The sequence below is a fragment of the Dongia soli genome (assembly GCF_034044715.1).
GTDB lineage: Bacteria > Pseudomonadota > Alphaproteobacteria > Dongiales > Dongiaceae > Dongia_B > Dongia_B soli.
In genome coordinates, this window is the sequence record NZ_JAXCLW010000008.1 from 115,466 (window position 1) to 134,260 (window position 18,795).

Consider the following 18,795-nt stretch of genomic DNA (forward strand, 5'->3'; position numbering starts at 1 on the left):
AGTTTTTCCGCATTCTCCCGTAAAAACAGGGCCGATGTGAAGGGCTTTTCGGCCAATTAACCGCCCGGCCTGGCGCCATCCATGCGCGCCCGACAGCGGTCACTTTGTAGAATTTGCCTTTGCGCGGGCCAGCAGGTTGATGAAGTTCAGGACGACATTGGCCGCCAGCAAAGCCGTGACACCGTTCGGGTCATGCGGCGGGCTGACGGTATTGACGCTGATGCCGACGATGTTGAGACCGTGACATTGCTCCAGGATATGCAGCCCCTCGCGCGCGGAAACACCGCCGGGCGTCGGCGTGCAGACACCCGGTGCGCAGCTGGGGTCGAAGAAATCCATGTCCCAACAAAGGTATACGGGCCGCCCGCGCAGCTTCTCACGCACCATGTCGAAGACCGTTTCGATGCCGGTCGATAAAAGATCCCGCTGCGGAATCACGGCATAACCGAGATCGCGGCCAAGCTTGAAAACGCGCGGCCAGGATGCATTGCCGCGCATGCCAATGTGAAAAGACGAGCTCGCATCCACCACCTTTTCTTCAACGGCGCGAAGAAAGGGATTGCCATTGGTATAGCCTTCGCCGGGATAGGCATCGGTATGTGAATCGAGATGCAGCGTCACCAGATCCTTGTGAACCGCATGCAGGGCCCGCATCTCGGGCAAGGCCACCGCACCGTCGCCACCAAGCGAGATCGAGACTGCGCCGGCTTCGGCAATCGCCATGATGGCGGATTTGATGGCCGGAAAACTGATATCGATATCGCCGGGCTGCACGGCCGCATTACCTGCATCGACGACGTTCAACAATTTGAAGCTATCGATGTCCGACCATTCATCACCATACTCGAGCGCCAGGGATTCCTGGCGAATGGCTGTGGGACCGAGGCGTGATCCGATGCGCGCCGGATGCGCACCGCAATCGAAAGGAAGGCCGACGATCACGGCCTGTGACTGCCGCAGATCCGTCGCCGCCGGTACATTCATGAAAGTCGATTGCGGTTGGAAAACACTCATGATTCGTGGCCCCTTTTTATTTCTCCCCAGGCGGCCATTCTAGCTGCGCTCGCCATCAATTCAAGGTGTCGACAGGACACTCGGATGGAGGATGGGTAAATAGCCGGCTGCCATTGCCCGCATCGTCGATGGCGGTGTCAGGATGCCATCGAAATGATGCGGTCGCGCTATGGGTCTGTAGCCCTCCGGACACCAAAGGAAAAACTGCCCCGATGCGACCAGATAGGCGGCCCGCCCGGAGGCCAGCATCATGCCGTTTGGCAGAGTCATTGGATTGTCCGTCAAAGGATGCAGCCGTTTGCGGGATTTATCCAACCGTTCCGCATGCAGAATCCGATCGATGACCGAAACTTTTGCCGAAGCTGTATGATTTCCAAGGGCCCAGGCGGATCGGAAGCGCAGCGCATCCGATCGCCGGCAAGCGAAGCACGGCCGATGCCCCGCGGCGAAAGCGGTGGCTTCATCGAGAAAGAAAAGTTCGGTCCAACTGCGCGTCGCCATGACATCGCGGCGAACGTTCTTATAGTCGCAGGAACAGACGAGCCAGGCTTTAGAGGTCCAGCGCCGGGAGATCAGCGTTCGGGTCGTCGGATCGTGAATGATGCCACGATTGCCCGTGAACATGCCGCGCTGTGGGATTGCGACAATATCGCCGAAGGGTGTGACCCGATTTTGCAGCGGCATGCCCGGCTTCCAGGGACGTCATCGTCGACTGTAACGCAAGGCGCCGGGCATCACTTGTTATTTCCGGTGAATATCCTGCGCCCAGCAGATGCCGATAACGCCGCCCTTCATGTAAGGGAGGAGGAAGATCGCCACCAAGGCGGTCAAGGGCAGCCATATTGCTGCCTGCAGCCAGAGGGCCGGGCTGAAATCGCGCTCGATCCACATGTAGAGGGGAATAATCACGTGGCCGGTGATGACCAGGCTTAGATAGGGCGGGGCATCGTCGGATGGATAAATGGAATTATCCGTATTGCAGACGGGGCAGATTGCTTCCACCTTGATGAAGCTGCGAAACAGCCGACCCTTCCCGCAATTTGGGCAACGCAGGGACAATCCGCGCATCAAGCCGGTCTTGAAGGATTTTATGGCCATCTCCGTGCCTTTCGCCCGTAACCGTGGCCGGTATATAGGCCGCCACGTTCATTAATTGTATGGATGTTCACTGTTTTCTTATCCATGCAATATCTATATTGTATGTATGGATGCGGGGTCAAGATCATTGATCCGACAATTAAGGTCGAGGCTTGCGACGAATTGGCGCAAACGAGCCGTCGTCAAATGACCAGACTCGACATGGCCGGCGGCTGGGCCAGGAGATCGGCCATGGCCCGTAGTCCCTGTTCCAATTCGGCGCGGCTTGCGGGCGCGCCCAAGCCGACCCTGACGGCTTCCGGCGGTGAGGCGAGGGCAAAGGCGTCGCTGGTGACGACGCCAATCCCGATGGAGCGCAGCCGCGCAACGAATTCGCCCCGCGTCCAGGGCTGGGGCAGGTTGAGCCAGAGATGGAAGCCTTCGGGATCGATGCGAAGCATGTCGGCCGGGAGAATGTGCGTGGCCAGCACCTGACGTGCAGCGGCTTCATTCCGGATCGCGGCGAGTACGGCATCGGCGGTGCCATCTTCGATCCATCGTGTCGCGATCGATGCAGTCACAGGCGAGGCCATGGAAGCGGTAGCACGGATCGCACCGGCCAAGCGAATCGCGGAACGGCTATCCGGCACCACCAGATAGGCGATGCGCAAAGCCGGGGCGAGGCATTTGGCGAGGCCGGCCACATGATAGACGATATCCGGGGCAATGGCGGCGAATGGCGCGACCGGTGCCGTCGGCAAGGCACCATAGGCGTCGTCTTCGATAATCGGCACATGATGATGGCGGGCAATCGCGGCCAGCGCCTGCCGGCGTTTTAGCGGTATCGTAAGGGTGGTGGGATTCTGAATCGTGGGATTGCAGTAGAAGGCCTTGGGACGCCGTTCGATACAAACCTTATCGAAGGCTTCTGGAATTGGGCCGTCAGCATCGCTTGCGACGCTCACAAGCTGCAAACGCAGATGCGCCGCCAGCGACAGAAAACCCGGATAGGTCAACGGCTCGGTGCAGATCGTGTCGCCCGGTGTGGCCAGGGCGCCGGCCAGTGCCAGGAGCGCGCCTTGTGCCCCGGGACAGACCAAGACCCGGTCGGTGAACAAGCCATCCAATCGCGAAGATAACCAACTGACGCCGGCGGCGCGGTCGCGGCCGGTGCCGCCCGGTTCCTGGTATCGCAGCAGCAGGTCGAGACCGCCATCAGCTTCCAGCTCGTTGACGCTGCGCCACATGCGCGTCGTCAAACCACTATCGTCGAAGCGCGGCGGCATGTTCATGCTCATATCGACAAGCCCGCTAGGCACCGCGCCGTTCAGGAGGGGGCGCTTGCTGCGCACATAAGTGCCCTGGCCGACTTTTCCTTCCACCAGGCCGCGGCGCCGCGCCTCGGTATAAGCGCGGCTGACGGTGGTAAAATCGATCCCGAGAACCTCAGCCAAGGTCCGCTGCGGCGGCAGGCGGGTGCCACCAGCCAGCCGCCCAGCTTGAATGTCGGCTGACAAGGCATCGGCGATCGCCAGATAGACGGGACCGGCAGATTTGTCGATGTCGGGCGTCCAAGAAATTGCAATCTCGGTCACGGTGAGGTCTCATCCGGGTTAAATCCATACATATGTATATTGTATGTATCTGTGATCCGGCAAGCGGGCATGTCGAGTTTTTACGCGCGTAACTCTTGAAAGGAACAAAGGCGGAACCTAAACTCGCCCCCCCGACGCTCTTTCCAAACACCACAGGTTTACCCATGGATTCCGGCTATCTCTCGGCCCTCAATGAGCAACAGCGAGAAGCCGTTCGGCATGGTGAGACTGCGGAAGGCCTGCTCGGCCACGCTTTGCTGATCATTGCCGGGGCAGGATCGGGAAAGACCAATACGCTAGCTTATCGGGTAGCACATCTGATCGTCCAGGGCGGCGATCCGCGGCGCATGCTGCTGCTGACCTTCTCCCGTCGTGCCTCGGTCGAAATGACCCGCCGGGTCGAGCATATCGTCGGCTCGACGAGCGGGACGGAGGTGGCGCGTCTCTCCTGGGCTGGGACATTTCATGCCATTGGCGCCAGGTTGCTGCGGGAATATGCGCCCCATATCGGCCTGGATCCGAATTTCTCGATTCATGACCGCGAGGATGCTGCCGATCTCATGAATCTGGTGCGGCATGAGCTCAACCTCTCGACCAAGGAGGCACGCTTCCCCCGCAAGGAGACCTGTCTTTCGATCTATTCACGGGTCATCAATACCGAAGCACCCTTGGAAGAGGTTCTCGAGGAGGTCTTTCCCTGGTGCCGTGACTGGGCCGCGGAATTGCGTGAGCTGTTCAGCGCTTATGTCGAGGCAAAGCAGCGCCAGGCCATCCTCGATTATGATGATCTCCTGCTTTATTGGGCCCGCATGATGAGCGTGCCGGATCTCGCAGCCAATGTTGCCGCGAGATTCGATCATGTTCTGGTGGATGAATATCAGGACACAAATCACCTGCAGGCATCGATCCTCGTGGCGCTCAAACCCGATGGCCGCGGCCTGACGGTGGTCGGCGACGATGCCCAGGCCATCTATTCATTCCGGGCTGCGACCATCCGTAATATTCTGGATTTCCCGGCGCAGTTCGATGCGCCGGTCAAGGTCGTCACGCTCGATCGTAACTACCGCTCGACGCAGCCGATCCTTGAGGCGTCCAATGCCGTGATCGGCCTCGCGAAGGAACGCTTCACCAAGAATCTGTGGACTGACCGTCCGTCCGATCAACGCCCCTGGCTGGTCACGGTGAACGATGAGATCGCGCAAGCAAAATATATCGCCACGCAGATCCTGGAGAACCGGGAGGCTGGCATCGGTCTCCGGTCGCAGGCGGTTTTATTTCGCGCCTCGCATCACAGCAGCATCCTGGAAGTCGAGCTTACCCGCCGCAATATTCCCTATGTCAAATTCGGCGGCCTCAAATTCCTGGATACGGCGCATGTCAAAGACCTGCTTTCCTTGCTGCGCTGGTCGGAGAATCTGAAGGACCGCGTCTCTGGTTTTCGCATTCTGCAATTGCTGCCGGGCATCGGTCCGAAAACTGCCGGCACAATCCTCGATCGCATCTCCCAAGCTCTCTCGCCGCTGGAAGGGCTCAGCTCCTTTGCGCCGCCGAAAGCGGCGAAAATCGCCTGGCTGGACTTTATTGAGTTGATGCAAAGGCTGCGCGGAAATCTGACTGGCTGGCCATCTGAACTGGATGCCGTACGCGAGTGGTACCGGCCATATCTGGAGCAAAGATGGGAAGATGCCCATATCCGAGACGCCGATCTTGCCCAGTTGCTGCAGATCGCCCACGGCTTTCCGTCGCGCGAACGATTCCTGACCGAAGTCACGCTCGATCCGCCGGATGCGGCGAGTGACCAGTCAGGTCCCCCCTTCCTTGACGAAGATTATCTCATTCTCTCGACGATCCACTCGGCGAAGGGACAGGAATGGCGCTCGGTCTTCGTGCTCAACACGGTCGACGGCTGCATCCCCTCCGATCTCGGTGTGGGAAGCGAGGCCGATATCGAAGAGGAGAGGCGGCTGCTCTATGTCGCGATGACGCGCGCGAAAGACGATCTGCATCTGACGATGCCCTATCGCTTCCATGTCCACAATCAGGTGGGCAGTGGCGACCGCCATGTCACCGCCACGCGGACGCGTTTCATTCCGTCGTCGATTTTGTCGAAATTCGAGCAGCGGGTCTGGTCTGAAGAGCGGGCTGCAGCGGTAACCGCGCCGACGGTCGCCGGCAAGGTCGATCTGACCGCTTCGGTGCGGCAGATGTGGAAGTGACCGTTTTTCGGCCTTCGCGTAAAAGGTCCAGGTCGAACCGATGGGACGATTCGACCTGGAGCCGGACTCTAATTTTGCGGTTAGGTGGCCAAGGCGTTTCGCCTCGGCATGACGGCGGTGATCAGAACCGCCACGGCGATATTGGCCAACAGGACAAGAAGGCCGATATAGACCGTGAAGGGTGCGCCGCCCAGACTGATCGGCTGCAAGGGTTTCAAGCCGTTTATCCACACCAGATAGGTGCCGCTTAGGAAGCCGACCAGCCAGCCGGCCAGCAGCCCCTCGGCCCGGAACCAGTTGCAGTAGAGGCTGAAGACCAAAGCGGGCAGGGTCTGGAGAATCCAGATGCCGCCGAGCAGCTGCAGGTCCAATGCAAACTGCGTCGGCAGGAAGGCGATCACCATCAGCGCGCCAATCTTGACGATCAGCGAGGTGATCTTGGCGACTTTCGCTTCGCCTTCATGCGTCACATTCGGGTTGATATAAGCCTTCCAGAAATTGCGTGTGAAGAGATTGGATGCACCGATACTCATCACGGCCGCCGGCACCAAGGCGCCGATGGCGATCGCCGCGAAGGCAAAGCCGGTGAACCAACTCGGGAACAACGTCTGGAACAGGGCCGGCACGACCTGATTGGGGCTGGATATATTGAGGTTGGCCGCGTGACCCATATACCCCAGCAGGGCCAGCAGGCCGAGAAGCAGGGTATAGGCCGGCAGGAAGACGGCATTCTTGCGAATGGTATTGGCGCTGTTCGAGGCAAAAATCCCGGTCAGCGTATGCGGATACATGAAAGCCGCAAGCGCGGAACCGAGCGCCAGGCTGGCATAGGCAACATATTGGTTGCCACCCAGAAGCAGACTGCCGGTACCTTTGGCCTGGAACGCTGCATCGGCGGCAGCGAAGACATTGCCATAACCGCCCAGTTTCGATGGGATGATCGCGATCGCGGCAAAGACCGCGATATAGATCATGATGTCCTTGACGAAGGCGATTAGAGCCGGGGCGCGCAAGCCGGCCGAATAGGTGTAAAGCGCGAGGATGATGAAAGCGACGGCCAGCGGCAGTTCGCCGGTGAGGCCCAATGCTTTCAGGACCGCTGCCATGCCGACCAGCTGAAGGGCGATATAAGGCATGGTGGCAATGACGCCGGTAATGGCAACCGCAAGTTCCAGGGCGCGGGAACTATATTGGCCGTAAACCACGTCACCTGCAGTTACATACCCGTTTGCCTTGGCGCGCTTCCATAACAGAGGCATCACCATGAACACGAAGGGATAAACAATGATGGTATAGGGCAGGGCAAAAAAGCCATAGGCGCCGACGGCATAGACCAGTGCCGGCACAGCGATGACGGTATAAGCGGTATAGAAATCGCCGCCGACCAGGAACCAAGTGATCCAGGCGCCGAAGCTGCGTCCGCCCAGGCCCCATTCATCGAGATGTCCCATGGTCTTCGGCGCCCGCCAGCGCGATGCGATGAAGCCCATCACAGTGACGAGGGCAAAGAAAAAGGTGAAGACTGCCAGAGCGACAGGGTCGAGGTTAGTCGTCATTGCGCAGGCTCCGATAGGCAATCCAGATAATGAAAGAAGTCAGCGGCACCCAGGCGAGCTGGTACCAATAGAAGAAAGGGAAGCCGAAAAGAGCCGGCTCGCGGAAATTGTAGAAAGGAACCCAAAGCAGGCCGATATATGGAATCAGCAGCAGCCACAAGGCGGCTGGCCAAGAACGTTTGTTCATCACATCCCCGTTCATCAAGTCGATTAACGCCCCAACTTTTATAGTCGGTGTTGTTACCGCTATACAATCGTGTGAAGCCCGCGCGCGCGGTTGACCTTACATGAAGCCGCTCGCATTGACAGGTTTCTGTCGATGGGTCGATTGTCGATTGGTGGGAAGGCGCGACGCTTAGTTACGAAGGAGGTCGCGCTCCGCAAGATCCTTCAACAAGGCAATGATGCCGTCACGCGACCATCCAGCGCGCGCGCCCATCGCGACCCGGAGAAAAGGGGGCGTTCCTTCGTCCTCCGGAAGGATGACTTCATAGCGATGTCCTCTGAAACCGAAGCTTCCGCCGCAGTCGAAGGCCAACCGTCTTTTCTCGGTCTCGGTTTCGATCCATCGGGCAAGAGTATGGTAATTCGCTCGGCTCGGCGCTTTGAGCTGAAAGATGCAGAAGGGCGACACAGCCCATGGATGCGCCGCCCGTTCCATCAAGGCAGGATGGGATAGCGGCGCAAAAATCCCCGATGTGTCTGCAAACGCGCGTGCCAGCGCCGCATTGTTGGCGAATATCCGTCCCGCATAGCTTTGCTGATACGCTTTATCGAGAAACCACGGGACCTCAAGCGCCTGCATGCTGTCGAGGCTTAGACCACCGCCGGTCAAACTTCTGATCCGGTGGAGATTGGCGCCTAACTCTTCCGCCAGTCTTCTCTCGGAGGAAAAGAGAGACACGATGCCGACATTGGACAGCTCCAGGCCGGCTTGGTCGAGCTTCAGTCCAGAGTTGACGCAAGCGACCAGCTTTGTCCCTGTATTTGATAATGACGCAAGCAAGTCGGCCGGAGCAAATAATGGACCGGCAAGGGTCGTGTCGAAAATGAGATATGGGGCAAATGCCGTTTTCTGTGCGGCATGCCTCGCCGGCAGGAAAGGCTGGCCGACGGATCTGATTTCACTGATGCCATCGTAGAAGACGGGCTCGATTAAATCGATGTCCCCCGCAGCATCCAGATATTTCACCTCTTTATTCGAGCGTATGTGCAGCGGGCGAATAGCCTGCAAGAGCGACAACAACCCCGTGGTTTCGAAATATCCGCCAGTGTGGGTAAGCGTGATCGGCCTGCCGCCGGGAAATTCCTGACTGGACAAAATGCCCATCAGAAGACTGGTGAGCGCGGTTTGCCCGCTGGAAAATAAAATATGCCGGGCCGTCCAGCCTTCCGGGCAGGAATGGTAATGTTTGCACCGTTCCTCGAGTTCCTGCGGGTCCAACTCCCGTTCATAGCCGAACGACATCCGCCGCCCACTCGTGCTGCGGATACTTTCCGATTTTGGCGGTGATCGGTAAGAGGGATCGGCGATCCGGTGGGCACTCCGAAGGCAGATCAGTCGCAATTCGTTGGTAAGGGCATCAAGCTTTCGCTCGGCCGCCACAGGATTTGATAGGATAAGTTTCTCGGTTGTTTTCTTGGCGATCTCGATCTTCTCGTTCCATTGCCGAATGGCGAAACTGCTTGGAACGGCTTCAGCAAACCATCTGCCTAGAATAGACAGATCTTCACATTCTTCGCGAATCGCCTGGAGAATAGATGAAGCGGTCATAGAACCTGTTTGCTGGAGCACTCGTCACGCGGCTCATGTTAAGCCTGCCGGAGTAATTTCCGGAGCGCCCTTTGGTTCCCATTGCACCGCCTGGCTGCGCATCGTCCCTGTGCCATCAGGCGCAGACGGGGACGTCCTTCGATGGCTCAATGGATCACATGTCGATGTCAATCGCGCAGGTAATCGCTGGAGGTCGGGGGTTGTTGGAGGCTGCGGCTCAAGCTTTGCTCCGCCATTTTAAGGCGTTTTGCCGCCACTTCTGCACGTCGCCAGAGATGTGATTCCGCGAGGCCGTAGTTTTCTCTGCACCGATCGGTAAGTTCGCGGACGCTGACGGTGAGTTCTCTTTCCGCCTTACGCAAGGCTGTCGGACGAGGATGATATTTCATCGCCTCCTCCTTCAGTGTGGAAGTGTCGATGCATCGACTCTATGTCGGCGACTATCCGATTACAACTCGAAATTAGGTCGGATGCCGATGGTTGCGACAGGGCCTATCGTATCAGACATTAATTGAACCGGACATGGTTGGACCGGTCTCTGACGATTTTCCTCGGTATTCCGTGCAATGGCCTTTTATCTCAAAATGAGCAGCCAACAAGATCTCGCCGGCCTCATTCTTCCCTGGAGACTTTATATGCGTCGATCGTCGATTGTGATTGTTTTGATATCGATCCTTGCATTCCCCGCTTTGGCACAGGAGCGCGTCGGCGAGGTCTCGACGACCTTTCATTTGACCTCACCGAACGACAAAGTGGTCGTCGACCGTTTCGACGATCCGGGTGTCGAGAATGTGTCCTGCTATGTGAGCCGTGCCGAAACCGGCGGTTGGAAAGGTGTCGTCGGCCTGGCCGAAGATCCCAGCCGCTTCTCGATTGCTTGCCGCGCCGTCGGTGAGCCGAAAATTGTCGGCAAGATCGAGGAAGGCAAGGAAGGCGAACTGGTCTTTTCGGAACGGACCTCCGCCATCTTCAAGTCGCTGCGGATCACTCGTTTCCTTGATCAGAAGAAGGGCGTTCTGATCTATCTGGCGTGGTCGACCAAGATTGTTGAAGGCTCCCCTTTCAACAGCATCTCGGTCGTGCCGCTGACGCAATGAGTTGTCACCATGGAGAGGATGAGAACATGTGACGAAGGGCGCTTTGACACGCCAGTCGAGCCGCCATTATTGTAGCTGGTACTTTCAAGCGACTGTCCTGATGCCAAGCTTTTCCGCTTTTCCGACCTCGCAACAGCTCCGCATCCTCCTCGTCGAGGACGATCCCGACATTGCGCAGGGCATCCGCGACCATCTGCGCAGCCTTGGATATGACGTTGCCCTGGCGACGGATGGCGAGGCCGGGTTGGCCTCCATACGATCAGGGGCGGCTGATCTCGTCATCGCCGATCGCATGCTGCCGCAACTTGATGGGCTGGCGATGATCGAAACCGTGCGGCGGGATGGTGTTCTTATCCCCATTCTGATTCTGAGCGCCTTGGGTGCCGTCGATGACCGGGTACGTGGCCTGCGGGCGGGTGGCGATGATTACCTGGCGAAACCTTTCGCGATGGATGAACTGGCCGCGCGGGTGGAGGCGTTACTGCGCCGGCCGATAGATCATCGTCAGACGATATTGCAGGTGGGCGATTTGCGCATGGACCTGATCGACCGCCTGGTCCAACGCAACGGCCGCCATATCGACCTGCTGCCGCGGGAATTCAAGCTGCTTGAATATATGATGCGCCGGCCCGGGCAAACTATCACCCGGGCGATGTTCCTGGAGGATGTCTGGCATTACCGCTTCACGCCGCAGACCAATCTGGTCGATGTGCATATGGGCAAATTGCGCCACAAGGTCGATGGAGCGAATGAAGCGCAGATGATTGTCGCCATTCCCGGTACGGGGTTCATGCTTCGTGCCGCGGTTTGAACTGCTACGATCGGCGCCGTTCCGTCTGGCGATGGCCTTCGCTATCGCGCTCACCGTCTGCACCATTCTGATTTTCGGTTTCGTCTATTGGCAGACCGTGCGGCTGGAGCGTGAGCGCATCGGCTCATATCTCACCGTTGAAGCCGTGCAGGCGTCGAGGGAGCCGGTAGGGCGCCTGATCTCGATCCTGCAGATCCGTCTTACCAGCGATCTTCGCCGCGTTAGCTATGGCGCGCTCTTCGATGGATCGGGCCGGCGGCTGATCGGTAATATCGTTAAACGGCCGCCGGACCTGCCCGCCGACTGTAGGCCCCGGCGGCTCGATCTGTCGCCTGAACTGACCGATCTGCCGGCATCATCCCGCATCATGCTGGTCGCCTGCCGTCGTGCGGATGGCGGCGTGGTCGTGCTTGGTAAGGAACTGGACGAGGTCGCGGCGTTGCGCGCGGTCATCTTGCATGCGGCGACGCTTGGCCTTGTCCCCACGGTTATTCTGGCGCTGCTGGTCGGCGCCTTCCTCAGCTCGCGGGCCTTGCGACGCGTGCGGCTGCTGCAGCAGACGATCGGCCGCATCATGCAGGGTGATCTGCATGAAAGGCTGCCCACCCATGGCCGCCGCGATGATCTCGATCAACTGGCCTCACGCATCAACTTGATGCTGGATGAAATTGAGGGGTTGATCGGCGAAATACGCAGTATCGGCGACAACATCGCCCATGATCTTCGTACGCCCCTCTCCGCCGTGCGTATGAAGGTCGAAAAGGCGGCGGCCGCCAGCGATCTCACGGTGGCCGGGGAGGCAAGCCGCAGTGCGCTTGCTGATCTCGATAAGGTGTTCTCGATTATCACGGCGTTACTGCGGATCACCGAAATCGAAAATCGCTGTGACGCCGATACTGCCGCACCCATCGACCTTGCTTCACTGGTGGCTGAGATATTCGATCTCTACGAACCGCTGGCCGAGGGGAAGGGGCTCAACTTCACCGCCCTCTATGGGGCGCCGGTTTGGGCCAGGGCTGATCGCCATCTGCTGTTGGAAGCGCTCGCAAACCTCGTCGACAACGCGATCAAGTTTACGCCGCCAGGGGGCAGCGTCCGGGTCGCTGCTGTGAGCGAGGCAGCCCTGCCCATCCTTCGCGTCAGCGATACCGGTCCCGGCATTCCGGACACCGAGCGTTCCAAAGTTATCAAGCGGTTCTATCGCGCGGATAAAAGCCGGCATATACCCGGCCACGGTTTGGGGCTCAGCATTGTCGCCGCCATTGCCAGGCGCCACGCTTTCGAGCTTCGTATTTCGCAGAGCAAACCGGGCACTATTATTGACCTTGTCTGTCAGCAATCTGACGCCCCACTGCAAGTCGATATCGCATCGCAATAAAATTTTTTTTAATCAACTCGGCTTCCAGAAGCACCTAGTTCTCTCTTGTCCTCGGACCGCTATAGCCCTTCTGGAAATCTGGAATTGTTGAACCGCATCAAGCTCCTGCGCATTTCATTCCGGCGCCAGGCCGCGGCCGTGGCGATGGAGGGACGGCTATGATCGACATCGTCAAAATCGCCCTCCGTCGTCCCTATACTTTCATCGTCATGGCGATGCTGATCTTGCTTTTCGGCATCAGTGCCGCCATCCGGACCCCGGTCGACATCTTTCCCAATATCGGCATTCCGGTCGTCGCCGCGGTCTTCAGTTATTCAGGTCTGCCGCCGGATGACATGGCCGGGCGTATCGTCTCACTGTATGAACGCACGCTGACGACCCTTGTAAATGACGTCGAACATGTGGAATCGCAATCGCTGCCGGGCTTCGGCGTCATCAAGATCTTCTTTCAGCCGAATGTGAACATCAATGCGGCCCTGGCCCAGGTGACCGCCATGTCGCAGACTGTGCTGAAGCAGATGCCGGCCGGCATCACGCCGCCGTTGATGCTGAGCTACAATGCCTCTTCGGTGCCGATCCTGCAGATCGCTTTATCGAGCGATAAACTGTCGCAGACGGCCCTGTTCGATACCGCCTTCAATTTCATCCGACCGCAATTGACCACCGTGCCGGGCGTTGCCATTCCTTATCCCTATGGCGGCAAGGTCCGCCAATTGCAGATCGATCTCAATCAGCAGGCGCTGCACAATTACGGCCTCTCCGCCAATGACGTCTCCAACGCCTTGGCGACCCAGAACCTGATCACACCGGTCGGGACGCAGAAGATCGGCAATCTCGAATATACCATCGATCTCACAGATTCGCCGAAGCGCATCGAGGATTTCAACGATCTGCCGATCAAGACCGTCAACGGCACCGTCATCTATATGCGCGACGTCGCTTATGCCCATGACGGCAGCCCGCCGCAGACCAATGTGGTTCATGTCGGCAACAAGAGCGCCGTTTTGATGACCATCCTGAAGACGGGCTCGGCCTCGACATTGGATGTCATCAACGGCATTCGCGCCAAGATGCCAGAGATCGAGAAGACTTTGCCGGATGGGCTCAACCTGACTCTGGTCGGCGACCAGTCGCTTTACGTCAAGGACGCCGTTTCCGGCGTTATCCGCGAAGGCGTCATCGCCGCAGCTTTGACCGGTTGCATGATCCTCCTGTTCCTGGGAAGCTGGCGCTCGACGCTGATCATCACGCTCTCGATCCCCCTCGCCATTCTCGCCTCGGTCGTGGCGCTGTCCGTCCTTGGCGAAACTATCAATGTGATGACTCTCGGCGGCCTAGCCCTGGCGGTCGGCATCCTGGTCGACGACGCGACCGTCACGATCGAGAATATCAATTGGCACCTGGAGCACGGCAAGAACATCGAGCAGGCGATCCTCGACGGGGCGCAACAGATCGTGGTCCCGGCAACGGTCTCGCTGTTCTGCATCTGCATCGCCTTCGTGCCGATGTTTGGCCTCGGCGGCGTCGCCGGCTATCTGTTCCGCCCGATGGCGGAGGCGGTCGCTTTCGCCCTGATCGCGTCTTACATCCTCTCCCGCACCCTGGTGCCGACACTAGCCAATTTCATGCTGCGCAACCAGACCCATCATCATGGGACCAACGATGAGGCGGACGGTCAGGAGAAGCCGAGCCGCAACCCCTTGGTGCGGTTCCAGCAGGGCTTCGAACGTATCTTCTCGCGCGTTCGTAATTACTATAACGGGCTTCTGGCACTGGGACTGAAGCGGCGCCGATGGCTGATCGGCGGCTTTCTGGTCTTTTCCCTGGTGTCGCTGGGGCTTGCTCCGTTCCTGGGGCAGAATTTCTTCCCCGATGTCGATGGCGGCCAGATCAAGCTGCATGTCCGCGCCCAGGCCGGCATGCGTATCGAGCAGATGACGCGCCTTTCCGACCAGGTCAGCAATTCCATCCGCCGGATGATCCCGCCCCGTGACCTTTCGGGCATGGTGCAGAATGTCGGCTTGCCGGTCAGCGGCATCAGCGTCACCTACGGCAATTCCGGCACCATCGGCACCAGCGATGCGGATATTCTGATAACCCTATCGGCAGATCACGCGCCGACCGATCGATATATCGATCTGCTGCGCGAAAAATTGCCGCGCCTTTTCCCCGGCGTCAGCTTCGCCTTTCTGCCGGCCGATATCGTCACGCAAGTCCTGAATTTCGGCACGCCGGCGCCGATCGACGTGCAGGTGATAGGCTTCAATCTTGCCGAGGACCGTGTTTATGCCAATGAGTTACTGACACGCATCAGTCATATTCCGGGTATTGCCGATGCGCGGATCGAGCAGGCCTTCCAGGAACCGACCCTGAAGGTCGATTTCAATCGCTCGCTGGCCGGCATCGTCGGTCTCAACGAGCATGATGCCGCGACCAATATGCTGACCACCTTGGCGGGCAGCACCCAGGTACAGCCCACTTACTGGCTCGATCCCAATAATGGCGTCTCTTATGCCGTCTCGATCCAGACGCCGCAGCAAGATATCGAGAGCATGAACCGCCTCAAGAACCTGCCGCTGGCCACCGCAACCTCGCACCAATTGCTGGGCGGTCTGGCGGCGATCTCGCGCGAACGCAGCAATGCGGTTGTCATGCATTACAATGTGAAGCCGACCATCGATATCTATGCAACGCCCCATGATCGCGATCTCGGCGCCCTGGCGGCGGATATCAACAAGGTGATCGCGGATACGGCGAAGGATCTGCCACGCGGCGCCAATGCCGTGGTGAGCGGGCAAGTGACGACCATGACCAGCGCCTACCATCAGCTCTTCATGGGCCTCGCTGTCGCTGTCGTCCTGATCTACCTGCTGATCGTCGTCAATTTCCAGTCCTGGCTGGATCCCTTCGTCATCGTCATGGCCTTGCCAAGCGCGCTGGCCGGCATTGTCTGGATGCTCTTCACCTCGGGCACGACGCTTTCCGTGCCGGCCTTGACCGGCGCCATCATGTGCATGGGCGTTGCGACGGCAAACAGTATTCTTGTCATCAGCTTCGCGCGTGAGCGGCTGGCCAGTGGTGCCGATGCCCTTACGGCCGCTTCGGAGGCTGGCGATACCCGCTTCCGCCCGGTGCTGATGACCGCTTTGGCGATGATCATCGGCATGATACCGATGGCGATCGAGCCCGGCGAAAACGCGCCGCTCGGACGCGCCGTCATCGGCGGCCTGATCTTCGCCACCATGGCGACATTGTTCCTGGTCCCCGCGATGTTCAGCGTCGTGCATGGGCGCGACCATCAGAAGAAGGCCTCGAATAAGGAAACGTCTCATGACTCGATCGACAATGATCGGCGGGCAACGACTTCACGGGCAACGAAGTCCCCACCCAGGCCTGATACGATAGGAGTTTAGTGTGTCACAGGATAATGCGACAAAGCCGAATACCCGCTTGCTGGTGATCCTCGGTATCGTCGCAGCGATCGGCTTTGGAACCATTGCCGTTACCGGGTTGATGAGCCGGGCGCATAGCACCCAGGCTTTGGCAGCTTGGACAAATGATCAGGCCATTCCCACCGTGGCGCTGGCGAAGCTGCAGCGCGGCGCGACGCGGCAGACGCTCGATCTGCCCGGCACCATCCAGGCGTTCTACCGCGCCCCGATCTATGCCCGCGTCGATGGCTACCTCAAAAGCTGGAACGCCGATATCGGCGCCAAGGTGCAGGCCGGCCAGGTCCTCGGCGTTATCGATGCTCCGGATGTCGACCGGCAATACGATCAGGCCAAGGCCGACCTCGCCCAGGCTCAGGCGAATGAGCAACTCGCGGCCGTCACCGCCAAGCGCTGGAACAGCCTCGTCACGTCACGGGACGTCTCGGTCCAGGCGGCAGATGAAAAGCAGAGCGACTATATCGCCAAGAAGGCAGCGCTCGAATCCGCTCAGGCCAATCTCAACCGGCTGGCCACAATGCAAGCCTTCAAGCAGATCACCGCACCTTTCGACGGGACGGTGACGGCGCGCAACACCGATATCGGTGCGCTCATCAATGCCGGCGCCGGTACGGGGCAGACCAGCCAGCTTTTCGAGGTCTCCGATCTCCATAAGATGCGCATCTATGTGCAGGTGCCGCAGGCTTTTGCCGGGGATCTGCATCCAGGCCTGAAGGCCAGCTTCGATATTCCGCAATATGCCGGCCAGCATTTCCAAGCGATCTATGTTACCCAGTCGAATGCGGTCGATACCAATTCACGCAGCATGCTGGTGCAGTTGCAGGCCGATAATCCCGACGGCAAATTGCTGGCAAACATGTTCTGCGAGGTGCATTTCGAACTGCCGACCGATCCCGATGTGCTGCGTGTCCCGGCGACGGCGCTTATTCCCGGCAATAAGGGCATCGAGGTCGCGCTGCTCGGCGATGACGGCAAGGCGCATCTGAAGCCAATACAGCTGGGCCGCGATTTCGGCGACACGGTAGAAGTGGTGGCTGGGTTAAGCATGAGCGATCACGTCATCGACAGCCCGCCGGAAACGCTGGTGGACGGCGATGTGGTTCGCTTGGCCGAAGACGCGAGTAGCGGCAAGGTGGCTGCCGCCGGCGATGCGAAGGTCAATTGAAAGGCGGGCCCCGCATAACGCCCCTGTCCGGCCTATTCACGGCGTCGGTCTTTCGCCAAGTCGATGGCGTCGCGCAACGGCGCGATCACTTCCCTTTCCAGATGCTTCATCATGTATGGCGGCAAGTCACAATCAAGCGTGTCGACCGTCCAGTTGCAGCCATTTTCGGCGTTGTCCAGGCGGCGGATTTTCAATCTCCGGATAGTAACCGGCTTGAAGTCCATGATCTTGCTGTAGAGGTACCGTTCAAGCGGTTGGGGATACATGGTGATCTTTTCCATTCCTCCCTCCTGCGATGACGTCCTATTCTACTATTCAGGGTAGGTCGCTAGTCAATATGACAATAGTTAACGCGGCCACGCCCGCGAGCGGAGCGAACCATGGCATTTCTGCTTCAAAAGCCTCCGGGAGACGAGAGGAAGGGACGCGCGCCGTAACCGCGGCCGATCGCATTCGCTTCTGCTACACGCATCGGCTCACACAAGCGGGCAAAAATCCGCGCATGGCGGGGCGCACTTCAACTTCGGCGCACTGCTTCAGCCCGTCATAGGGCAGCTACTTGGCCTTCCACAGGAGCGGCCGTGGCGTGAAGCCGAGCTGGCTCTTCGCCCGCTTGTTGGAGGCTCCGGTCAGACGGGTGTGGTAGTAGATGGCTTCCTCGCCGGCCGCCTTGCGGGCTTCTTCCACACTCATGCGCGGCGGTTCCGGTGCATCGACCCAGCGCGCGAAAGCCGGGAACCATTCAGCGACCGGTAGCGGATCGTCGTCGACGATGTTGTAGACACCGGGATCGGCCGTCAGCGAGGCGATTGTCGCCGCGATCGCGTCATCGATATGCACGAACGACCACACCGCAGACCCTTCCCCGATGATCGCTGCCGCGCCCTTGCGCAGCTGATCCGCAATGGCCCCGTTCGGTCGATACCAGGTACCAGGACCGTAAAAGAAGCCGTAGCGCAGGACAACTCCGTCCAGTGACGGCGCAGCCAGGACGTGATCTTCATATTCGCCGAATGCACGCGCACTGTTGCCGACTTCGCCAGGTGCGTCGTACCGCATCTTGGCAGTCTCGCTGGCGAGTTCGCCTTCCGGAGCATTGAGATAGAAGCCGCGAGATTGAATGATGTAGCGTCCCACGCCCGCGGCCTGGGCTGCGGAGAGCAAATTAGCGCCTCCATCGCGTCGCAGGCGCGTGTCGTTGGGCAACGACTTGATGATATCAGCGGGATCGGCGGGAAGCCATGTCAGTTCGTCGATTACCACATCCGGTGCGGCCGTTGCGATCGCGGTCTGGACGGCCGCGGCATCGAAGGCGTCGGCGGTGGAAATCTCCGCCCCCAATTCACGCAAAAGATCGACGCTGGGGCCGGCGCGCGTCATGCCGATCACTTGATGGCCGAGAGCGCATAATGCCCGCACCAGTGGTAAGCCGACGGCGCCGGTCGCGCCCGCGATGAAAATCCGCATAACTAGCTCCTTGTAATTTTTCTCAAACGCGAAGGTTCTTAGTTCGCTGGCAGGCCGAGACCCTTTGTCTCGACAAGTCGCTCATGTCTCTGTCGAGGGCTCGCCGAGCCCCAGGCATGAAGTCCGATATTCTGATACCGACACTAAATCCGATGCGGTCGATCGTCGCTCAAGCATCGTGACTTGGAGGCCCATC

Annotated in this window: 16 protein-coding genes; 6 read left to right on the forward strand and 10 right to left on the reverse strand. The window is 59.1% G+C overall.

What is annotated here, in order from left to right; all coding sequences use genetic code 11:
- Window positions 1-99: 99 nt before the first annotated feature.
- The 4 genes from SMD27_RS20650 to SMD27_RS20665 form a co-directional block, all read right to left on the reverse strand.
- Complete coding sequence (locus SMD27_RS20650; protein WP_320510338.1) at window positions 100-1,014, reverse strand: arginase family protein; 915 nt, start codon at window positions 1,012-1,014, stop codon at window positions 100-102.
- A 60-nt stretch (window positions 1,015-1,074) separates the two neighbouring features.
- A complete protein-coding gene (locus tag SMD27_RS20655) occupies window positions 1,075-1,698 on the reverse strand; it encodes a hypothetical protein (RefSeq protein ID WP_320510339.1) in 624 nt (207 codons plus the stop codon).
- A 57-nt stretch (window positions 1,699-1,755) separates the two neighbouring features.
- Window positions 1,756-2,112 carry a DUF983 domain-containing protein gene (locus SMD27_RS20660; RefSeq protein ID WP_320510340.1) on the reverse strand — a complete coding sequence of 119 codons (357 nt, stop codon included), beginning with the start codon at window positions 2,110-2,112 and terminating at the stop codon, window positions 1,756-1,758.
- 182 nt (window positions 2,113-2,294) lie between these two features.
- Window positions 2,295-3,686 (reverse strand): aminotransferase-like domain-containing protein, encoded by a 1,392-nt coding sequence (locus tag SMD27_RS20665; protein ID WP_320510341.1) that lies wholly within the window; start codon window positions 3,684-3,686, stop codon window positions 2,295-2,297.
- A 164-nt stretch (window positions 3,687-3,850) separates the two neighbouring features.
- On the opposite strand from SMD27_RS20665, the gene SMD27_RS20670 reads away from it, so the two are divergent.
- The gene (locus SMD27_RS20670; RefSeq protein ID WP_320510342.1) at window positions 3,851-5,902 is read left to right on the forward strand and encodes an ATP-dependent helicase; all 2,052 of its coding nucleotides are present in this window, start codon (window positions 3,851-3,853) and stop codon (window positions 5,900-5,902) included.
- 80 nt (window positions 5,903-5,982) lie between these two features.
- Here SMD27_RS20670 and mctP read toward each other — a convergent pair whose 3' ends face one another.
- The 4 genes from mctP to SMD27_RS20690 all read right to left on the reverse strand — a co-directional run bounded on the left by mctP (window position 5,983) and on the right by SMD27_RS20690 (window position 9,621).
- A complete protein-coding gene (gene mctP, locus SMD27_RS20675; protein WP_320510343.1) occupies window positions 5,983-7,458 on the reverse strand; it encodes a monocarboxylate uptake permease MctP in 1,476 nt (491 codons plus the stop codon).
- Window positions 7,448-7,645, reverse strand: a complete 198-nt coding sequence (locus SMD27_RS20680) for a DUF3311 domain-containing protein (RefSeq protein ID WP_320510344.1) — start codon at window positions 7,643-7,645, stop codon at window positions 7,448-7,450. The genes mctP and SMD27_RS20680 overlap by 11 nt, the downstream gene beginning before the upstream one ends.
- Window positions 7,646-7,813: 168 nt before the next feature.
- Window positions 7,814-9,232: a hypothetical protein gene (locus SMD27_RS20685; protein ID WP_320510345.1), complete on the reverse strand. Its 1,419-nt coding sequence runs from the start codon at window positions 9,230-9,232 to the stop codon at window positions 7,814-7,816.
- A gap of 167 nt (window positions 9,233-9,399) precedes the next feature.
- Window positions 9,400-9,621, reverse strand: a complete 222-nt coding sequence (locus SMD27_RS20690; RefSeq protein WP_320510346.1) for a hypothetical protein — start codon at window positions 9,619-9,621, stop codon at window positions 9,400-9,402.
- 246 nt (window positions 9,622-9,867) lie between these two features.
- On the opposite strand from SMD27_RS20690, the gene SMD27_RS20695 reads away from it, so the two are divergent.
- The 5 genes from SMD27_RS20695 to SMD27_RS20715 all read left to right on the forward strand — a co-directional run bounded on the left by SMD27_RS20695 (window position 9,868) and on the right by SMD27_RS20715 (window position 17,132).
- Window positions 9,868-10,329: a CreA family protein gene (locus SMD27_RS20695; RefSeq protein ID WP_320510347.1), complete on the forward strand. Its 462-nt coding sequence runs from the start codon at window positions 9,868-9,870 to the stop codon at window positions 10,327-10,329.
- A gap of 28 nt (window positions 10,330-10,357) precedes the next feature.
- A complete protein-coding gene (locus SMD27_RS20700) occupies window positions 10,358-11,140 on the forward strand; it encodes a response regulator transcription factor (RefSeq protein ID WP_452094309.1) in 783 nt (260 codons plus the stop codon).
- Window positions 11,127-12,518 carry a sensor histidine kinase gene (locus SMD27_RS20705; protein WP_320510348.1) on the forward strand — a complete coding sequence of 464 codons (1,392 nt, stop codon included), beginning with the start codon at window positions 11,127-11,129 and terminating at the stop codon, window positions 12,516-12,518. The genes SMD27_RS20700 and SMD27_RS20705 overlap by 14 nt, the downstream gene beginning before the upstream one ends.
- A gap of 158 nt (window positions 12,519-12,676) precedes the next feature.
- Entirely contained in the window at window positions 12,677-15,931 is a 3,255-nt protein-coding gene (locus tag SMD27_RS20710) for an efflux RND transporter permease subunit (RefSeq protein WP_320510349.1), read from the forward strand.
- Window position 15,932: 1 nt separating this feature from the next.
- Window positions 15,933-17,132, forward strand: a complete 1,200-nt coding sequence (locus tag SMD27_RS20715) for an efflux RND transporter periplasmic adaptor subunit (protein WP_320510350.1) — start codon at window positions 15,933-15,935, stop codon at window positions 17,130-17,132.
- 32 nt (window positions 17,133-17,164) lie between these two features.
- Here the strand turns inward: SMD27_RS20715 and SMD27_RS20720 are convergent, their stop codons facing one another.
- Complete coding sequence (locus tag SMD27_RS20720; RefSeq protein ID WP_320510351.1) at window positions 17,165-17,413, reverse strand: hypothetical protein; 249 nt, start codon at window positions 17,411-17,413, stop codon at window positions 17,165-17,167.
- 274 nt (window positions 17,414-17,687) lie between these two features.
- Entirely contained in the window at window positions 17,688-18,599 is a 912-nt protein-coding gene (locus SMD27_RS20725; protein WP_320510352.1) for an NAD-dependent epimerase/dehydratase family protein, read from the reverse strand.
- Window positions 18,600-18,795: the final 196 nt, after the last annotated feature.

Excerpts from the sequence above, each read along its gene's own strand:
- SMD27_RS20690 (WP_320510346.1), bottom strand. The coding sequence starts at position 9,621 with ATGAAATATCATCCTCGTCCGACAGCCTTGCGTAAGGCGGAAAGAGAA.
- SMD27_RS20710 (WP_320510349.1), top strand. The coding sequence starts at position 12,677 with ATGATCGACATCGTCAAAATCGCCCTCCGTCGTCCCTATACTTTCATC.
- SMD27_RS20660 (WP_320510340.1), bottom strand. The coding sequence starts at position 2,112 with ATGGCCATAAAATCCTTCAAGACCGGCTTGATGCGCGGATTGTCCCTG.
- SMD27_RS20685 (WP_320510345.1), bottom strand. The coding sequence starts at position 9,232 with ATGACCGCTTCATCTATTCTCCAGGCGATTCGCGAAGAATGTGAAGAT.
- mctP (WP_320510343.1), bottom strand. The coding sequence starts at position 7,458 with ATGACGACTAACCTCGACCCTGTCGCTCTGGCAGTCTTCACCTTTTTC.
- SMD27_RS20720 (WP_320510351.1), bottom strand. The coding sequence starts at position 17,413 with ATGGAAAAGATCACCATGTATCCCCAACCGCTTGAACGGTACCTCTAC.
- SMD27_RS20655 (WP_320510339.1), bottom strand. The coding sequence starts at position 1,698 with ATGCCGCTGCAAAATCGGGTCACACCCTTCGGCGATATTGTCGCAATC.
- SMD27_RS20695 (WP_320510347.1), top strand. The coding sequence starts at position 9,868 with ATGCGTCGATCGTCGATTGTGATTGTTTTGATATCGATCCTTGCATTC.
- SMD27_RS20680 (WP_320510344.1), bottom strand. The coding sequence starts at position 7,645 with ATGAACAAACGTTCTTGGCCAGCCGCCTTGTGGCTGCTGCTGATTCCA.
- SMD27_RS20725 (WP_320510352.1), bottom strand. The coding sequence starts at position 18,599 with ATGCGGATTTTCATCGCGGGCGCGACCGGCGCCGTCGGCTTACCACTG.
- SMD27_RS20670 (WP_320510342.1), top strand. The coding sequence starts at position 3,851 with ATGGATTCCGGCTATCTCTCGGCCCTCAATGAGCAACAGCGAGAAGCC.
- SMD27_RS20650 (WP_320510338.1), bottom strand. The coding sequence starts at position 1,014 with ATGAGTGTTTTCCAACCGCAATCGACTTTCATGAATGTACCGGCGGCG.